General features: G+C 49.4%; 16 protein-coding genes. 7 read left to right on the top strand and 9 right to left on the bottom strand.

What is annotated here, in order from left to right; translation table 11 throughout:
• The 4 genes from VGS28_01060 to VGS28_01045 form a co-directional block, all read right to left on the bottom strand.
• Positions 1 to 479, bottom strand: a 479-nt coding sequence (locus VGS28_01060) for a glycosyltransferase family 4 protein (GenBank protein HEV2412376.1), incomplete at its 3' end; no start/stop codon positions are given.
• Positions 476 to 1,585 (bottom strand): glycosyltransferase family 4 protein, encoded by a 1,110-nt coding sequence (locus VGS28_01055; GenBank protein HEV2412375.1) that lies wholly within the window; start codon positions 1,583 to 1,585, stop codon positions 476 to 478. The genes VGS28_01060 and VGS28_01055, both read right to left, overlap by 4 nt.
• A complete protein-coding gene (locus tag VGS28_01050; protein HEV2412374.1) occupies positions 1,582 to 2,340 on the bottom strand; it encodes a glycosyltransferase family 2 protein in 759 nt (252 codons plus the stop codon). The genes VGS28_01055 and VGS28_01050 overlap by 4 nt, the downstream gene beginning before the upstream one ends.
• Entirely contained in the window at positions 2,337 to 2,792 is a 456-nt protein-coding gene (locus tag VGS28_01045; GenBank protein ID HEV2412373.1) for a hypothetical protein, read from the bottom strand. The genes VGS28_01050 and VGS28_01045 overlap by 4 nt, the downstream gene beginning before the upstream one ends.
• Positions 2,793 to 3,063: 271 nt before the next feature.
• Here VGS28_01045 and VGS28_01040 point away from each other — a divergent pair, with 271 nt between their 5' ends.
• Entirely contained in the window at positions 3,064 to 4,032 is a 969-nt protein-coding gene (locus VGS28_01040; protein ID HEV2412372.1) for a glycosyltransferase family 2 protein, read from the top strand.
• On the opposite strand, the gene VGS28_01035 is transcribed toward VGS28_01040, so the two are convergent.
• Complete coding sequence (locus VGS28_01035) at positions 4,029 to 5,570, bottom strand: hypothetical protein (GenBank protein HEV2412371.1); 1,542 nt, start codon at positions 5,568 to 5,570, stop codon at positions 4,029 to 4,031. The two genes, VGS28_01040 and VGS28_01035, sit on opposite strands and share 4 nt — an antisense overlap.
• Before the next feature lie 103 nt (positions 5,571 to 5,673).
• On the opposite strand from VGS28_01035, the gene VGS28_01030 reads away from it, so the two are divergent.
• Positions 5,674 to 6,564, top strand: a complete 891-nt coding sequence (locus VGS28_01030) for a lysylphosphatidylglycerol synthase transmembrane domain-containing protein (GenBank protein HEV2412370.1) — start codon at positions 5,674 to 5,676, stop codon at positions 6,562 to 6,564.
• Positions 6,565 to 6,573: 9 nt separating this feature from the next.
• Here VGS28_01030 and VGS28_01025 read toward each other — a convergent pair whose 3' ends face one another.
• Together VGS28_01025 and VGS28_01020 are read right to left on the bottom strand one after the other, a co-directional pair.
• Positions 6,574 to 6,936: a hypothetical protein gene (locus VGS28_01025; GenBank protein HEV2412369.1), complete on the bottom strand. Its 363-nt coding sequence runs from the start codon at positions 6,934 to 6,936 to the stop codon at positions 6,574 to 6,576.
• 33 nt (positions 6,937 to 6,969) lie between these two features.
• On the bottom strand, positions 6,970 to 7,344 hold the full coding sequence (locus VGS28_01020; protein HEV2412368.1) for a hypothetical protein: 375 nt from the start codon (positions 7,342 to 7,344) through the stop codon (positions 6,970 to 6,972).
• 110 nt (positions 7,345 to 7,454) lie between these two features.
• Here VGS28_01020 and VGS28_01015 point away from each other — a divergent pair, with 110 nt between their 5' ends.
• The 4 genes from VGS28_01015 to VGS28_01000 all read left to right on the top strand — a co-directional run bounded on the left by VGS28_01015 (position 7,455) and on the right by VGS28_01000 (position 11,181).
• Positions 7,455 to 8,753, top strand: coding sequence for a heavy metal-binding domain-containing protein (locus VGS28_01015; protein ID HEV2412367.1), 1,299 nt, complete (start codon positions 7,455 to 7,457; stop codon positions 8,751 to 8,753).
• 449 nt (positions 8,754 to 9,202) lie between these two features.
• Positions 9,203 to 9,466, top strand: a complete 264-nt coding sequence (locus VGS28_01010) for a hypothetical protein (GenBank protein ID HEV2412366.1) — start codon at positions 9,203 to 9,205, stop codon at positions 9,464 to 9,466.
• 91 nt (positions 9,467 to 9,557) lie between these two features.
• Positions 9,558 to 10,598 carry a hypothetical protein gene (locus VGS28_01005; GenBank protein HEV2412365.1) on the top strand — a complete coding sequence of 347 codons (1,041 nt, stop codon included), beginning with the start codon at positions 9,558 to 9,560 and terminating at the stop codon, positions 10,596 to 10,598.
• A gap of 22 nt (positions 10,599 to 10,620) precedes the next feature.
• Positions 10,621 to 11,181: a hypothetical protein gene (locus tag VGS28_01000; protein HEV2412364.1), complete on the top strand. Its 561-nt coding sequence runs from the start codon at positions 10,621 to 10,623 to the stop codon at positions 11,179 to 11,181.
• On the opposite strand, the gene ddlA is transcribed toward VGS28_01000, so the two are convergent.
• Positions 11,182 to 12,309 (bottom strand): D-alanine--D-alanine ligase, encoded by a 1,128-nt coding sequence (gene ddlA, locus VGS28_00995; protein HEV2412363.1) that lies wholly within the window; start codon positions 12,307 to 12,309, stop codon positions 11,182 to 11,184.
• A gap of 53 nt (positions 12,310 to 12,362) precedes the next feature.
• Here ddlA and VGS28_00990 point away from each other — a divergent pair, with 53 nt between their 5' ends.
• On the top strand, positions 12,363 to 12,815 hold the full coding sequence (locus VGS28_00990) for an NUDIX domain-containing protein (protein ID HEV2412362.1): 453 nt from the start codon (positions 12,363 to 12,365) through the stop codon (positions 12,813 to 12,815).
• Here VGS28_00990 and VGS28_00985 read toward each other — a convergent pair.
• Positions 12,812 to 13,606: a hypothetical protein gene (locus VGS28_00985; protein ID HEV2412361.1), complete on the bottom strand. Its 795-nt coding sequence runs from the start codon at positions 13,604 to 13,606 to the stop codon at positions 12,812 to 12,814. The genes VGS28_00990 and VGS28_00985 overlap by 4 nt on opposite strands.
• Positions 13,607 to 13,774 lie beyond the last annotated feature (168 nt).

Here is a 13,774-nt window from a genome sequence, read left to right as displayed (position 1 = left end):
TCCTTAACATATTGCGAGACCGCCACAATCGAACTGGCCTTTCGAAATGAGGGCTTTTGCAGAAAACCATAAATCTTCGCAATGATACTAAAAATAGTTGATCCATCTTTCTCTAAGGTAGCAGCATGGTAAGTCAGGGTGGTATGGGTTTTACCAGAGGCCAAAATCGCCATATCCGCCATGAACGGAACAGGAGAGTGGGCGTTGATAATATCTGGCTTCTCCCGCTTGATAATCTTCCGTAAACTAAAATACCAAAGCGGGTTAACAGGCGTATTCCAAAGATTGAAGAGCACAGGCAGTCTCGTTACTCGAAGTCCCTGGATCGTTTCTTCTGCCCTTTTTTGCGCTAAATGATTTGAGGTCACTATAAAGACTTCATTCCCCTGGGCCTTTAGTTCCTGCGAGAGATTTAAAGCATAGCTTTCGAGTCCACCAATTTTTGGTGAAAAATAGGGTGTCACAACCATTATTTTCATGATGCGTAGACCTTATGCTGTTTCTTAACCAAAACTTCCCAATCATACCTTGATACGGTCTTGGAGATCTCTGCTGACTTGCTTTCATGGAGCCAGTATCCGATTGCACCAGCCAAATCTTTCTCGTCGAGAGCTACTACGGATCCATTTTTACCTGGTTTTATAAGCATTGAGGCAGCGTTAGTGGGTTCGGCAACAGTCACGACAGGGGTATTGCACGCCAAGGCCTCAAGCGTGACAATCCCAAAGCCTTCCCGTGAGGAAGGTGAGCAAAAAACATTTGCAGCCTTCATATACGGATAAACACTGGGAAGTTTCTCGAGCACTGTTACATTCTTTTTTAAACTATGTTTTGTAATCAAACGGGCAATACGCTGTCTCTCGGGACCGTGTCCAATGATGACACAGGAAATGTTTGGCCTTTCTTCTTTAAGAAGCGCGACTGCCCTAATAAGCACATCGACGTTCTTGTCCTTGACGAGACGACTTACAGCCAACACATCAACTCTTTTGCGAGCGGGAGTAATGGTTTCCATCGAATGGCTATCAATGCCAGAAGGAATCATACTAATACGATTAGATCTTCCCAGTATGATCTTAACGCGCCCTTCGGTTAACCTAGAGGCAGCTATAACGGAGTAGGGGAGGCGAATACATATACGCTCAATGATCGCTGCTATATTTCCCCCAACACCCATGTAGTCGACCCACTCTTTACGAGTAAGTGCTTCATGCCATGTTCCGTAAAACCTTTTATGCCTCACCGTACAGACAACCCATGCGGTCAGTATAGGGAAAAAGGGCATGTGGTCGACATCGAGTACATCAAATTTAACCCCAAACAATTTGAAGCAAGCAAGACCAAACATAATACCCTCTTTGATTGAGCGCCTGTCGCCGTTGTACATCTCGTACTTCTTGCAAATAGCATGTAAGGTAACACCACTTTCGTGGTGAGTCTTCGCGGCATCATCCCACCAATGCATCGTGTAGATATGGATGTCGTGCCCATGCTTCGCTAGACGCGTGCTTAGCTCATAAAGGCGTTTTTCTTTGCCGCCATGCATATGTGGGTAGATGGTGTCGGAAACAAATACTATCTTCACACTTCTTCCTCTACCAACCCATCTTCCGTATTAACGCGATGTTTCCAATGCAAGTTCTTCAAAAACATTATGAGGATCGGGAAACCATCACCAAAAGGTCTAAGGTTTGCTTCGCCCAGTCTTTGGTTATAGGTGATCGGCACCGAGTAGACCTCATACCCCATCTTCGCCATCTTCGTTATCATTTCCATCTCTATAGCAAAATGGGGGGCCTTAAGATGTGGGACAAGTTCGTCAATTGTTTTTCGCTTCCAAGCAAAATAACCACTTAGTACATCTGTTACGTTGGCCCCACTATAGAAGTAGCGAACCATGTGGGTGAAAGTCCAGTTACCAAATCTGTTCAGAAAGGTCATGCTATTATTATGGATCTTGCCACTCAGTCGCGAACCAACAACTGCATCGCAGAAACCATGGTGCAGCGGTTCAAGTAAACGTAAGACTTCTTCCGGACGGTATGTGTCATCACCGTCAATCATAACGACGTAACTTGCACGGGGATGAATGTTATTAAACCCTGCTCTAATAGCCCTACCTTTGCCTTTCTTGGGCTCGCTAATGACTCTCGCGTCAGTCTCTCGTGCTTTATCAGCCGTACCGTCAGTAGATGCGTTGTCTATAACAATAATATCGAAATCGAACGCGGCGTTCGTAAGTTCGCTTTTATGAAAGTCGCGGACCACCTTCTTGATGCTTCCAGCCTCGTTGTAACAGGGGATAATAACAGAGACCAGTTTACGATTCTGCGGACTCATGATCCGCTCCTGTTTAGCAAGTAATCAACTGACTCGTTAAAATTAGTCAGGCTGATCGTCACTTGTACCCGGCTCCCGAGATCGGTAAGGCTCACGGGCTGGGATTTATGCTCGTATTGGTTCTGAGCCAGCTCAAAAGCGCCTGAACCTAGCACTGAGCTTTTATGATCAGCCCCGGTTTCAGTGATCGTATAGTGATAATCTTCACGGTGATACTCGAGGTTATGAGTTGTAAAAGCAATGTTCTGTGTCTGATTGGCTTTATAGGTTGACGGCAGGCTATTTGGGTTGCTGAAGTAGAGTTCTGTCAACCTCTCGGGTTGTGGTAGGAGCTTCCAGTCGTTGAGCTGGTTCCTAATATGTTCTCTGTCGAGAACGCCGAATGATGCAACTGCCAGAAAGACGATGCAGACACTTACATAGAGGATGGTCCGGAGTCGTTTAGTTTCCATATGCCAGCTTTAAATAACACCCACCGTCGTCGCTTCCGAATTGACAACGACTTCTTTTTATTGACTATAGCATAATTTTGTCAAATTACCAGAGGTAAAGACCAAAATACACATACCATACCCACATAAAGGCACGATCTGATTATTTAGTGAAGAAAATCGAGCACCATAGATCTCACTAGAACGCAACCATCTATCAACTTATACTCAGGAATATGTTGTCTAATACTGTATACTAACGGAGATAGACGAAGTGACGAGGAGACCGATCGTGAAGTTAGTCATAATGATCCCGTGTCTGAACGAAGAAAAAACACTGCCGCTCGTTCTTAAAGGACTCCCTAAAAAGATTGAAGGAATCGATAAGATCGAAACTCTCCTTATAGACGACGGATCGACAGATAAGACATTAGAGGTCGCTAAAAAGTTTGGCGTCGACCACATTCTTCGGCATGCCAAAAATCAAGGGCTAAGTATCTCATTCGCCGACGGCATTAAGCAGTCACTGGCCCTTGGAGCGGATATTATTGTGCTGACAGAAGGGGACAACCAGTACCCTCAGGAGCGGATACCGGACCTCGTTAAGCCTATCTTGGACGGGAAAGCAGATGTGGTAATCGGAGATAGGCAGACTCATACAATCGAGCACTTTTCACCAACGAAGAAGATTCTGGAGAGAGTAGGGACAGCGGTCGTTAACGCAGCGGCTGGCTCAAAAGTCCCCGATGCCATTAGTGGTTTTAGGGCATATTCAAAACAAGCTGCGATTGATCTCAATCCAATTGCTGAATACAGCTGGGCCACCGAAACAACGATCCAGGCCTCACGCAAGAAGCAAGCCATCGTCATTATGCCTATAAAGACCAACCCGAAGCTTCGCGATTCGCGTCAGTTTAAGTCATCGTGGCAGCATATCCGACGATCGGCCCCAACCATCATCAGATCGTTCATCATGTACAAGCCATACACAGTCTTTATAACTATGGGAACGATACTGCTCATCATCGGCCTAGTACCGTTTGCTCATTTTGCCTGGCTATCGCTAACTCAGAAGCCTGGTTCAGTCTATGGTAGCCACCACTTGCAATCACTTATCGCGGGAGGCGTTGTTCTAATGGCGGCTTTCATATCCTATACACTTGGAATCATCGCAGATCTCATACGTATCAACCGAAAACTTCAGGAAGACGCCCTCGAGCTTCTGAAGAAAATACAGTCAGCGCAGGCCAAAAAGTCTTAGTTAAAAACCCACTCTTTACCCGGGTAATACCTGCTGCCTTTAAAAAGAACCGGTTTGGTTGCTGCCCGAGCAGCATTATTAACTTTGACGACGACGGGGTTATCCCAATCCCAGCTTGCATCGCTGCGGGTCAGAAACGTTAGGAAGCCACCACCTTGCAAGAAGAGCAGGACTACTATGACAGCGATCGCAGCTTTCCAGTAGGCCGGTTTTTTGCGGAGGGCTAGGCTGAATGCCCTGCCTATAATGGCGCACATAAAGAGAAGAACTGGCAGCAGGTAACGTCCGTTCATAGTAACCAATTCGTCTGTATAGCGGTACTGGGCATACCCATCGATGAGTAGCGAGACGATATACACTCCGCTAGCTAGAAAGAAGAAGAGAATGTACGGGTTGCTGTGGAGTATCTGTCGGCGCCATACAAAGACGGCAGAGATACCGCTCAGTCCAATCAGGGCTGCGGTAGCGGCAGGCAGGGGTAAGGGTGGGTAGTTGGCGTAGTTGCTGGCCGGACCACTGACGGCGAAGAATGACCTAAACCACATCCAATAGCTCCAGAGGCCGAGATACTTGATAGGATTGTCATACTTTATCTTGCCCTCGGCTTTCTTTTTGAGAACATCCTGATGGGTATCATAGTTACGGGCCCACGGACCGTATTGGTGGCACTGTTTAATAGTCAGAACTGCCTGGCAGTCAGGGGTAATAGCGTGATATCTATATAGATTGTAGAGATCTCTCTGAGCAAAGAGACCAACGCCGATGACAAAGAGAGTGATGAGGGCGGCCTTAATATAGAGTGCGAGCACTCTCCAGCTCTGCCATAAGCTCTTAAACAGGCCTGAAACTTCTTTGCGGTACGTCTGGAAGACAATAATGGCCGTGAAGAGGATGATGCCAACAAAGATAGGCAAGAAAGCGTATTTAACTATACTGGCGAAGATACAGACAGTTGCCAGCGTCAGCAGTGTTCGGATAGACGGCTTGCGAGCTCGAATCTCATCGATCCACTGAAAGGTTAGCAGACAGGCCCAACCGACCAATGGGAAGAGCATATCATCGTAATTAATGTGGGCAGCCAGCTGTGGAACGATTGGGATCAGGACAAAGAGAAGCATACAGAGGTTGGTTAACGCTAGCGAGGTCTTGGCGTAGAGAAGAACCCGCCTGAAGAGGACGATACCCATAGCGAAGAACCCTACATCGATCAGCCTGAGCAGAATGACTTGGCCCATCTGGCCATGAACAAAGAATGCGATTATACGATAGGGGAAGCTCATCAGATACTGGAAGAAGTAGGAAGGATCCCTGAGGACAGCTCCATAGGCGTCTGCCCCTGTTGGCTGGTGTTTCAGAAATGGCAGCCAGTAGTGTGAGTAGATCTGAATAATACCGAAATGGAAATTCTCATCAAATGCCTGGGGGTAAACGGCAGATAAGGCAATCCAGACTGATTCGAAGATAAAGAATATCAGCGTTATTCGGAAGAAGAGTCGCGAGGTCAGGATCGGCTTGACGCGTTTCAGTTGTTCTTTCATATCAGACATAGATCATTATACGGTAGTATCTGATGAAACGCTGAACCGCACACCTCCTTAGCTGTAGGCTATAATACAAGAGCATGCGAGATTCTATCAAGCTATGAATAAACGTCTTCGCCTCGTTATCAGCGTTGTCCTCACTCTCTTGACGGTTGCCGTATTCGCTTACTATCTAGACCATCATAGTTACTTACTAACAAAACTCAGACATACTCGACCTCTTGTTGTGGTCTGGCTACTGTTTCTCTACGTTCTTTGGTTTAGCGCACTTGCCCTCATCCTCCAGGCAAGTGCCAGAGTATGCGGTAAGCGACTGCCTACGGGTGAGAACTTTCTATTGAACGCGTATTCCTCTCTGGTTAACTTCTTCATCCCGGGACAGGGTGGTCCGGCTGTACGAGCCGTCTACTTGAAGCAGAAGTACAAGATTCGTGTTAGGAGTTATATCTTTGCCACACTTATCTATTACGCCTGTTACGCTCTTGTGAGCGGGCTCATGCTTCTTACGGGAAGCCGGCCGTGGTGGCAGACTCTGCTGGCAACAATTGCTATTGGCGGATTGAGTTGCCTAGTGTTGTTTATCTACCACAGTCGTTCCAAGATGAAGGAAGGCGAGGTAGCAATCAACTGGAGCACTCTCTCATACGTAGGGTTGGCTACCGTCCTCCAAGCCATCATCCAAGTTGCCATCTACTTCAGCGAGCTTCACAGTGTTAATAGCCATATCAGCCTTCATCAGGCAATTACATATACGGGAGCTGCTAACTTCGCCCTTTTTGTCGCCCTGACCCCTGGCGCTATCGGTATCCGTGAGTCGTTCCTTATCTTCAGTGAGAAACTGCACCATATTACGAGCGCCAACATCGTGGCCGCTAATGTGATCGATCGGGCTATCTTTATCGTCTTTCTGGGAGGGCTATTCCTGCTCGTCCTTGGCTTTCACGCCAAAGAAAAACTCCACATCAAGCCGACAGAAAGCCCTGGCTCCTAACCGCTTGGTCTACTGTTGATCTGGGCCGCGGGGGATACCGTCGCCAGGTTCACCCTCTGGACCACGCTGACGACCCTGTTCCTCAACAGTGTAGTAGTTCACCGCAGACTCCATCGCCTCCCTGCGCGACTTGAAACCCATGCGGACCAGATTAGCAAGTAGGCCAGCTGTAACAGCCCATAGCCCGATCTGTTGCGGAATACCGTTACCTATCAGGCCGTAAATATCTTCCCGAGAGCCGACAAGGCCAATTGCCACTAGACCATTGAGGGCCAACCAACCAAACCTTTTATTTAGCATCTGATTCCCAAAATCTCTCTCATATTGAGCAAGCAGTCTTTCAGGATCTTCGTCTCTTTCTCGTCGTCCCATTCCATCTTCCTCCTCAATTAAGCAAACTTCATGCTACGATTGTGTAACCTTGCGACGCCGAGTATCAGGAGCAGCCGTGCCATCTGTTTCATCGTACATCCTGTCGGCTATGACCATCATAATACCTGCCCCTCTGCGAGAGAGGGATATGGCTCGCATTGTCTCACGCCCTGCACCAATCGCAGTTAGAACGGCCAGACCACCAAGTCCTGCCCCGACCATCTCGATGACTCCGCTTGGGATCTTATCTTGAAGCTCGTGACTGAGAAAACTAGCTTGGGTCATAAGATAGGCGCAGGCCGCACCTAATATCGCCGTAATACCGATTCGTCTGCTGGCACCCTCAATAGCTTGCTCTTCGGCATCTTTAGTCTTCAGAAAAAGGTCGTCTACTTGCTCTCTGCTCATTGGTATTAAACTATAATAAACAAAACATATCGTCAATAATGTAGCCTAGTAATACTCGGCTGCCTCGTTTCGTTTTAAAGAATACGTTACAATAGAAGCAATAAGATAAGGTGGGCGAGGACATCATGGACGATCAACAGTACCAGGACCCAACTCAGGCACCGACGCCAGCCAGTCGACCACCAGCTCTGTCCGGACTCTCAGGTAACGAGATGTACTGCGCCGCTCTCCTTGGCTACCGGCCAGGTAATATCATTGTCGGCAATAGTGTCTTTTCGATGGGCATTACTGGTGGGCTTCACAGCGAGTTTAAGGCAGCCATAGGTGGTGAATTAACCTCGATCACCAGCATGATCCAGGAAGGACGTAAGCGAGCCTTTGGGCGAGTCGAGAGTGAGGTCGCGCAGTATCAAGGCTGCGGTGTTACCGGAGTCACCAACGACCTTCTGTTCCAGGGAAGGCATATCGAGTTTCTATCGATCGGCTCAGCCCTTCATCGAAGCGACGGCCAAGTGACTAATGGGGCCTTCACATCGTCAGCCGACGGACAGGAGCTCTACTGTATGATGGACGCCGGTTTCGCTCCTATCTCTTTTGTTTTCGGTAACGTAGCCTACGCCATCGGTATCGGCCGGAACTTTTTCGGCGAACTGAGAACCCTCGCCAAGGGTGAGGTGACCCAGTACAGTAACGTCTTTAACACGACCCGCCAGCGGGCGATCGAGCGCATTGCCAATGAGGCGCGTGAAGCAGGTGCAAACTCTGTCGTCGGTATCCGCACTTCCATCCAGCCATTCGAGACACCAGAAGTCCAAGAGATGGTCATGACAGGTACGGCCGTTAACCACCAGGCCGTCTCCCAGTACGGTATTGGTCAGCGCTCTATCGGCGGGGTCGTAACCAGCGACCTGACAGCCGAGGAGATGTGGAACGTCGTCAATATGGGCTACATGCCGATTCAGCTCGTCCTCGGGACATCAGTCTACTCTCTCGGCGTCATCGGCGGGATTAGGGCAACCCTCAAGAACATGATCAGAGGCGAGATCACCACCGAGACTCAGATGATCTATGGGGCCCGTGAACAGTCCCTAAAGCGGATTATGGATCAGGCACAGCAGGTGGGGGCCGACGATGTTCTCGGTATCAAGACATACGTCTACGAACTCGGTACCAACCTCTTAGAGTTCTTGGCCATTGGCACTGCCGTTAAGCGCATCGACGGATTAACAACCCGCTCACAACAGCTACCACCCCAAGCCATCATCCGAGACAAAGACACCTTTGTTAACACCGCCCAGACAGATATCTCGACCGCCCTAAACAACCAACAACAAAACCCGAGCCCACAGACCCCTCCAAGCACCAATCCACAGCAGGCACAGCCACAACAACAGCAGCGTCCGTGGTAGCCGGACGAATGTATAAGTAACAACGGCTTCCAAGCTGAAGAGTAGACAATTTTTGAGGGTAGATCGGGCCTGATAAACACCTTGCAAGCCGACTTATACACAGATAGTATAGTCAAAATTACAATAATATGATGAGCTTCACATATACACGACTGGCCGGCGGGTATATAGTAAATACAGTCATGTGTGTACTGGTGGAGTCACCTTTCTACATACAGGCCAACAATCTCAAGTTCTAGAGGTTACATACTCACTGACACGAGTTGTTAAGCGTCCCTGTAGTCTCCATATTCAATCAACTGTTAACTGGTTACGAGATAGCTTGTCGAACGGGCAGCAGGTCTTTATCCAGGTAGCACCTACACCACAAATCCGTTCGTCCCAAGCGTCAAATCGGACTAGTTTCATTTGGCACTTATACATCAGATAAGTTGTAGGAGAAACTGAATATGAAAGAGCAGATCGCCATCAATCAAGAAGTTAACGTCACCGCAGTTTACTTTCAAAACAAAAAGGAACTTAAGACCTTCCCAAAGTGCATCGAATACGACGGCAACACCTACACGTTCCGTGAAGGGCTGCAGTACCTAATCCGACGAGGCAAGGACATCATCCGAATCTTCGAGATGACCGACGGCCAGTCCAACTATCGCCTGCGCTGCAACGGTGAAGAGACTACCTGGACGCTCGTCAATATCACCCCCGTTGCCTGAGAGATAACCAGGGAATCAAAGAGGCCTCTAATAAAGAGGCTTTTTTGTTGTCTTCGAGGAGAGACTTGCCGAAACATGTTTTAATATATAAATGAGCACTGATGGTCCAGGCGAGAGACTGGGTGGCCATGAGAACCCTTTTATGATCCCCTCGAGCGGGGATGAGTTATTGCAGTTGGCCACCCTGGCAGCGTACCGATCGTTCGATGTCTGGAAAGAGATTCACCGAGCTGAACAACGTTTAACGATGGGAGTGATACAGGACTCGTTCTGGGAGATAGACCCGCGCCCAACTCCCGAACAGGTCACCAGCTTCTTACCATCGGCACTAGGTCAGGCAAGTGAGGCTCAAGTCATACTGGCTCAGATATGTACTACCCAGACCCCCGAAACGATGGAAGCGCAGGTTCACCAAGCTGGCTATGACGTCGGCGACCGCTATATCGACCGCATTGACGACAGTGCCGCTGCGCTCGCCGACATTGAGATCGGACGCGGTACGGTCGATATCGACGAGCTAGACGTGGCCGATTTTATCAGCACGTACTGCGTAGCTACCGTCGTGGCTCGCTGCCGTGGAGTGAGCATAAGGGAGGTGTTTGAGCGTCAAGATCTCTCCGATCAGATCATCCGCAGCATGTACACGCCCGATCTCTATGCCCGCGCCATCGCCTTCCAACTGTGGCCTCTGCATCAAGATCAGATTAGGACTAAACTAGTTCAGCTGATACACCGGAGGACGCTCCGCCGCCAGATGAGCGCTGAGGACGCGCTCGACTGGACTGCCGAGGAACTGAAGAGCCCTCGTGCCCACAATATGCTGACCGTCCAGTATGCACGACGAGAGATCGTTGTCGCTACAATTCAAACCGCCATTAGGGATCTCATCTACCGTATCTGGGGAGGGGAGGCCTTGGACTCTCTGCCCGAAAGGTCCTTGAGGGTTCTGACTCTAGAGCACGACATCCCATACTACCGCAGACTAGCTGAGATCCTTTCGAACGGTTGCCTCAACGCCCACGCCGATCCACTCCTGATCGAGCAAGCCTCCCACGGTATTCACACCTTCCGTGAACTTCTACGGGTCGCCGACCAGATTGGCACCGACGTACCTGACCCGCAGCAGTTCTGACGAAAGGTTATATAATAGCCGTATGCACCGAAATCGATCGGTCTTTTACTTTATCCTTGCTCAACTCTGCTTCTACATCGGGCTGGCAATCTGTATCGCCGTACGGCCCCGTAGTCTCGCCGCTAATAGTGGTATCAGCTATTTCGGGATCTACGCTTCAACATTCGCGCCGTACGCCGTGGCCCTGCTCGGCAGCTCTGTCCTTAGTCTTATAGCCGTTTCCCAGAGATCGGTCTGTGCCCCGAAGATCCTGAGAGCCACCTTCATCATCTTCCTCCTCCTGACTCTCGGTATCATAGCTACACCGTATACTTTCAGTTCACTGTTCGATTGGGCGCACACAATCTTGGGTTCAATCCTCTTTAGCCTGCAACTCGTCTTGATAGCCTGGCTGACTCTCAGACAGCTGCGTACGCCACAGGCCTTTGGTTTACTTCTGTTTGTCTTCGCTTCAGGTGTCGCGGCAGCTATCTATGTCCGCCCCGCTCACGGCTTTCTGATACAGAGTCAGATTCTCTTCCAGATCGGCTTCGGGCTCTTTATGATCTACTCTCTGAGATCACTAAAACCAGTAAAAAGCTGACTAATGCAGGCTCTTCTTCAGCGAGTTACGCTTCTTGAAGCGTTCTATGGCTAAGTTGATGAGTTCGGTTATTAGATCAGAGTAAGAGAGGCCACTAGCCTCCCATAGCTTTGGATACATACTGATCATCGTAAAGCCGGGGATGGTATTAACCTCATTGACCAGAATCTGGCCATCCTTGGTGGCAAACATGTCGACCCGAGCCATGCCTTCGCAGCCGAGGACTTTGAAGGCTTCGACAGCCGTCTTCTGAGCTTTCTTGACAACTGCTTCGGGTATCTTCGCCGGGATTTCCAGTTTGGCTGCTTCGTCATCGAGATACTTGGCGTCGTAGCTATAAAAGTTATCTTTCGGGATGACCCGACCGACAGTCGAAGCTCTCGGCTTCTCATTTCCGAGAACCGAACACTCTATCTCGTCACCCTCGATAGTTTTCTCAATAAGGATCTTCTGATCAAACTGAAACGCGTCATCGATTGCTTTCTGGAGGGTCGCTTTATCGGTGGCCCTGCTAACACCAATCGACGAACCCATGTTGGCAGGTTTAACGAACATTGGCAGGCCGAATCTGTCAATCAGTCCATCTAGATCGATCTCATGGCGATCAACATCATGGAGAGCCACAAAGTCAGTAATGGGAACGCTGGCATCACGAAGCAGCCGCTTCATGACATCCTTATCCATGCCGACAGCCGAGCCGAGGACACCTGACCCTACGTAGGGGACATTAGCCAGTTCAAAGAAGCCCTGAATCGTCCCGTCTTCGCCACGTGGTCCGTGAAGCACCGGGAAGGCAACATCGATAGGTTTGTCGTGACGACCAGAGCCACTGTCAACCAGCTCTCTTGTCTGGCTACCGGGCAGAAATGTCACAACGCCATCAGAACCCTTAGTTTCGAGGGCGGTGCGGTCGAATGTGCGCCCCTCCTCGAGGAGCTTGAATGAATCTTGAAGATGCCACTGGCCTTGTTTGTCGATGCCGATCAGAACTGGTTCAAATTTGGCCTTGTCAAGAGCTTCAACGACATTCTTGGCTGATTGAAGAGAGACTTCATGCTCAGCCGACTGGCCACCAAAAAAGATGCCGACGCGTACTTTCTGTTTGGAAGATTGAGTATTATCTGTCATACGCATCAGCTTATCAAATACCCACTCACTAGGCGATATGGTAGGCTGGTCATATGAATCATCCCATCCCGGTCGTGACCTGCACTATCTATAGAGGCGACAAATTTCTTGTTATCAGACGATGGGATGGGGCCAAGAAGTTCGGAGGCCATTGGGGCTTTCCTGGCGGAAAAGTTGACCCTGACGAGACCATCGCTGGGGCCCTGAAGCGTGAGGTGTTTGAAGAGACCAGCCTCGAACTAGAAGACAAGTTCCTCCTGATCGACTCGTACTACTACGAAGGTTCACTCGGGCTTCACTTCGCAGTATACGCGACTAGCGAAGATGTCCACTGCCTCGAAGGCTATGAGTATCGCTGGTTAAGTAGCCTCGATGAACTCCAGAAGCTCAAGCGAATACCGGGCATCGATTACCATATTGTCAAAGGGACGGAACTCCTGAAACAGCAGGGCCCGTTCCTCTCTCTTAAGGCCGTTGATTACGTCCCGGAGAAATATATCAACTAGCGACGTCGGGCGAGAATATGTCTGACAGGCAAGTTGACGTAGGCCAGAAATCGGCGCTGATAGTTAAACCGCTTTGACGGGGTTAGCTGAGCAATAATAACAGCCGCCAACGCGATGACGAGCAGGCTACCGATCAGATCGCCATAGCTCGCGGGGATCGAAGTTATCTCGCCAAGAATGATCGCCGTGAAGATCGGAATAATCAGGTTATCGGCCCCTGATATGCTGATGTTTTCAAGCAGAGCGGCCGCAAATGGGAACCAGAGTAAGATTGTCCAGCTGGCATGCTGGCCGTTGAGGACGATACAGAACGCTACGATAATAAGTGACAGTACCCAGAAAGTAGTTGTCCCAATAACACTTTTCGTACCGCTAAAGACCTTGTATGTCTGATCTTTGCCATAGACCGAGCCGATAATACCGGCCAGCCCGTCTGCCACGCCCATCAGCAGGATAGCCGCAGCGTAGACCAATGCATCACCGGTCATCAGGGCGACAACACCAAAGCTCATAGCAAAGAAGAGCTCGCCCCATGTCTTGCGACCGATACTGTGGATCGATTCGAAGAAGGCAAGATAGCGCGAGGCCACGATGCCAGCAAACAGGAAGATACTAATAAGAACGATGTCCGTCCGGGATAAAAAGAGCGGCCAAGTGGCCGCAAATCCTGCAACTGTGATATGGATAAACTTTCGGCTGATCTCAGGATGATAGGGGATAACGTGCCTCAGGGATTCCCCAAGCATGACCAAGATGAAGATCACGATCAGTGCAAGAAGCAGCATGCCCATATCTCCATTGTACTATGTCGCACAAGGGGAGCTTATCTGGACATGCCGCCCATAAAAACAGCTACCTAATAGGAGATCTGTTGAACAGGTGAAGGAGCGGTGATGCTCACAGGAGCATAGTTTAGGGTCATGGTCATACTCCCTTGGGATGAAGAGCTATATGTCCAC

The sequence above is a fragment of the Candidatus Saccharimonadales bacterium genome (assembly GCA_035945435.1).
GTDB lineage: Bacteria > Patescibacteriota > Saccharimonadia > Saccharimonadales > DASZAF01 > DASZAF01.
This window is presented reverse-complemented; position numbering and strand designations above follow the sequence as displayed.

What these genes read in the sequence shown, in the direction of transcription:
- VGS28_01050 (HEV2412374.1), bottom strand. Translation starts at nt 2,340, where the DNA reads ATGAGTCCGCAGAATCGTAAACTGGTCTCTGTTATTATCCCCTGTTAC.
- VGS28_01045 (HEV2412373.1), bottom strand. Translation starts at nt 2,792, where the DNA reads ATGGAAACTAAACGACTCCGGACCATCCTCTATGTAAGTGTCTGCATC.
- VGS28_01035 (HEV2412371.1), bottom strand. Translation starts at nt 5,570, where the DNA reads ATGAAAGAACAACTGAAACGCGTCAAGCCGATCCTGACCTCGCGACTC.
- VGS28_01030 (HEV2412370.1), top strand. Translation starts at nt 5,674, where the DNA reads ATGAATAAACGTCTTCGCCTCGTTATCAGCGTTGTCCTCACTCTCTTG.
- VGS28_01025 (HEV2412369.1), bottom strand. Translation starts at nt 6,936, where the DNA reads ATGGGACGACGAGAAAGAGACGAAGATCCTGAAAGACTGCTTGCTCAA.
- VGS28_01020 (HEV2412368.1), bottom strand. Translation starts at nt 7,344, where the DNA reads ATGAGCAGAGAGCAAGTAGACGACCTTTTTCTGAAGACTAAAGATGCC.
- VGS28_01010 (HEV2412366.1), top strand. Translation starts at nt 9,203, where the DNA reads ATGAAAGAGCAGATCGCCATCAATCAAGAAGTTAACGTCACCGCAGTT.
- VGS28_01005 (HEV2412365.1), top strand. Translation starts at nt 9,558, where the DNA reads ATGAGCACTGATGGTCCAGGCGAGAGACTGGGTGGCCATGAGAACCCT.
- VGS28_01000 (HEV2412364.1), top strand. Translation starts at nt 10,621, where the DNA reads ATGCACCGAAATCGATCGGTCTTTTACTTTATCCTTGCTCAACTCTGC.
- ddlA (HEV2412363.1), bottom strand. Translation starts at nt 12,309, where the DNA reads ATGACAGATAATACTCAATCTTCCAAACAGAAAGTACGCGTCGGCATC.
- VGS28_00990 (HEV2412362.1), top strand. Translation starts at nt 12,363, where the DNA reads ATGAATCATCCCATCCCGGTCGTGACCTGCACTATCTATAGAGGCGAC.
- VGS28_00985 (HEV2412361.1), bottom strand. Translation starts at nt 13,606, where the DNA reads ATGGGCATGCTGCTTCTTGCACTGATCGTGATCTTCATCTTGGTCATG.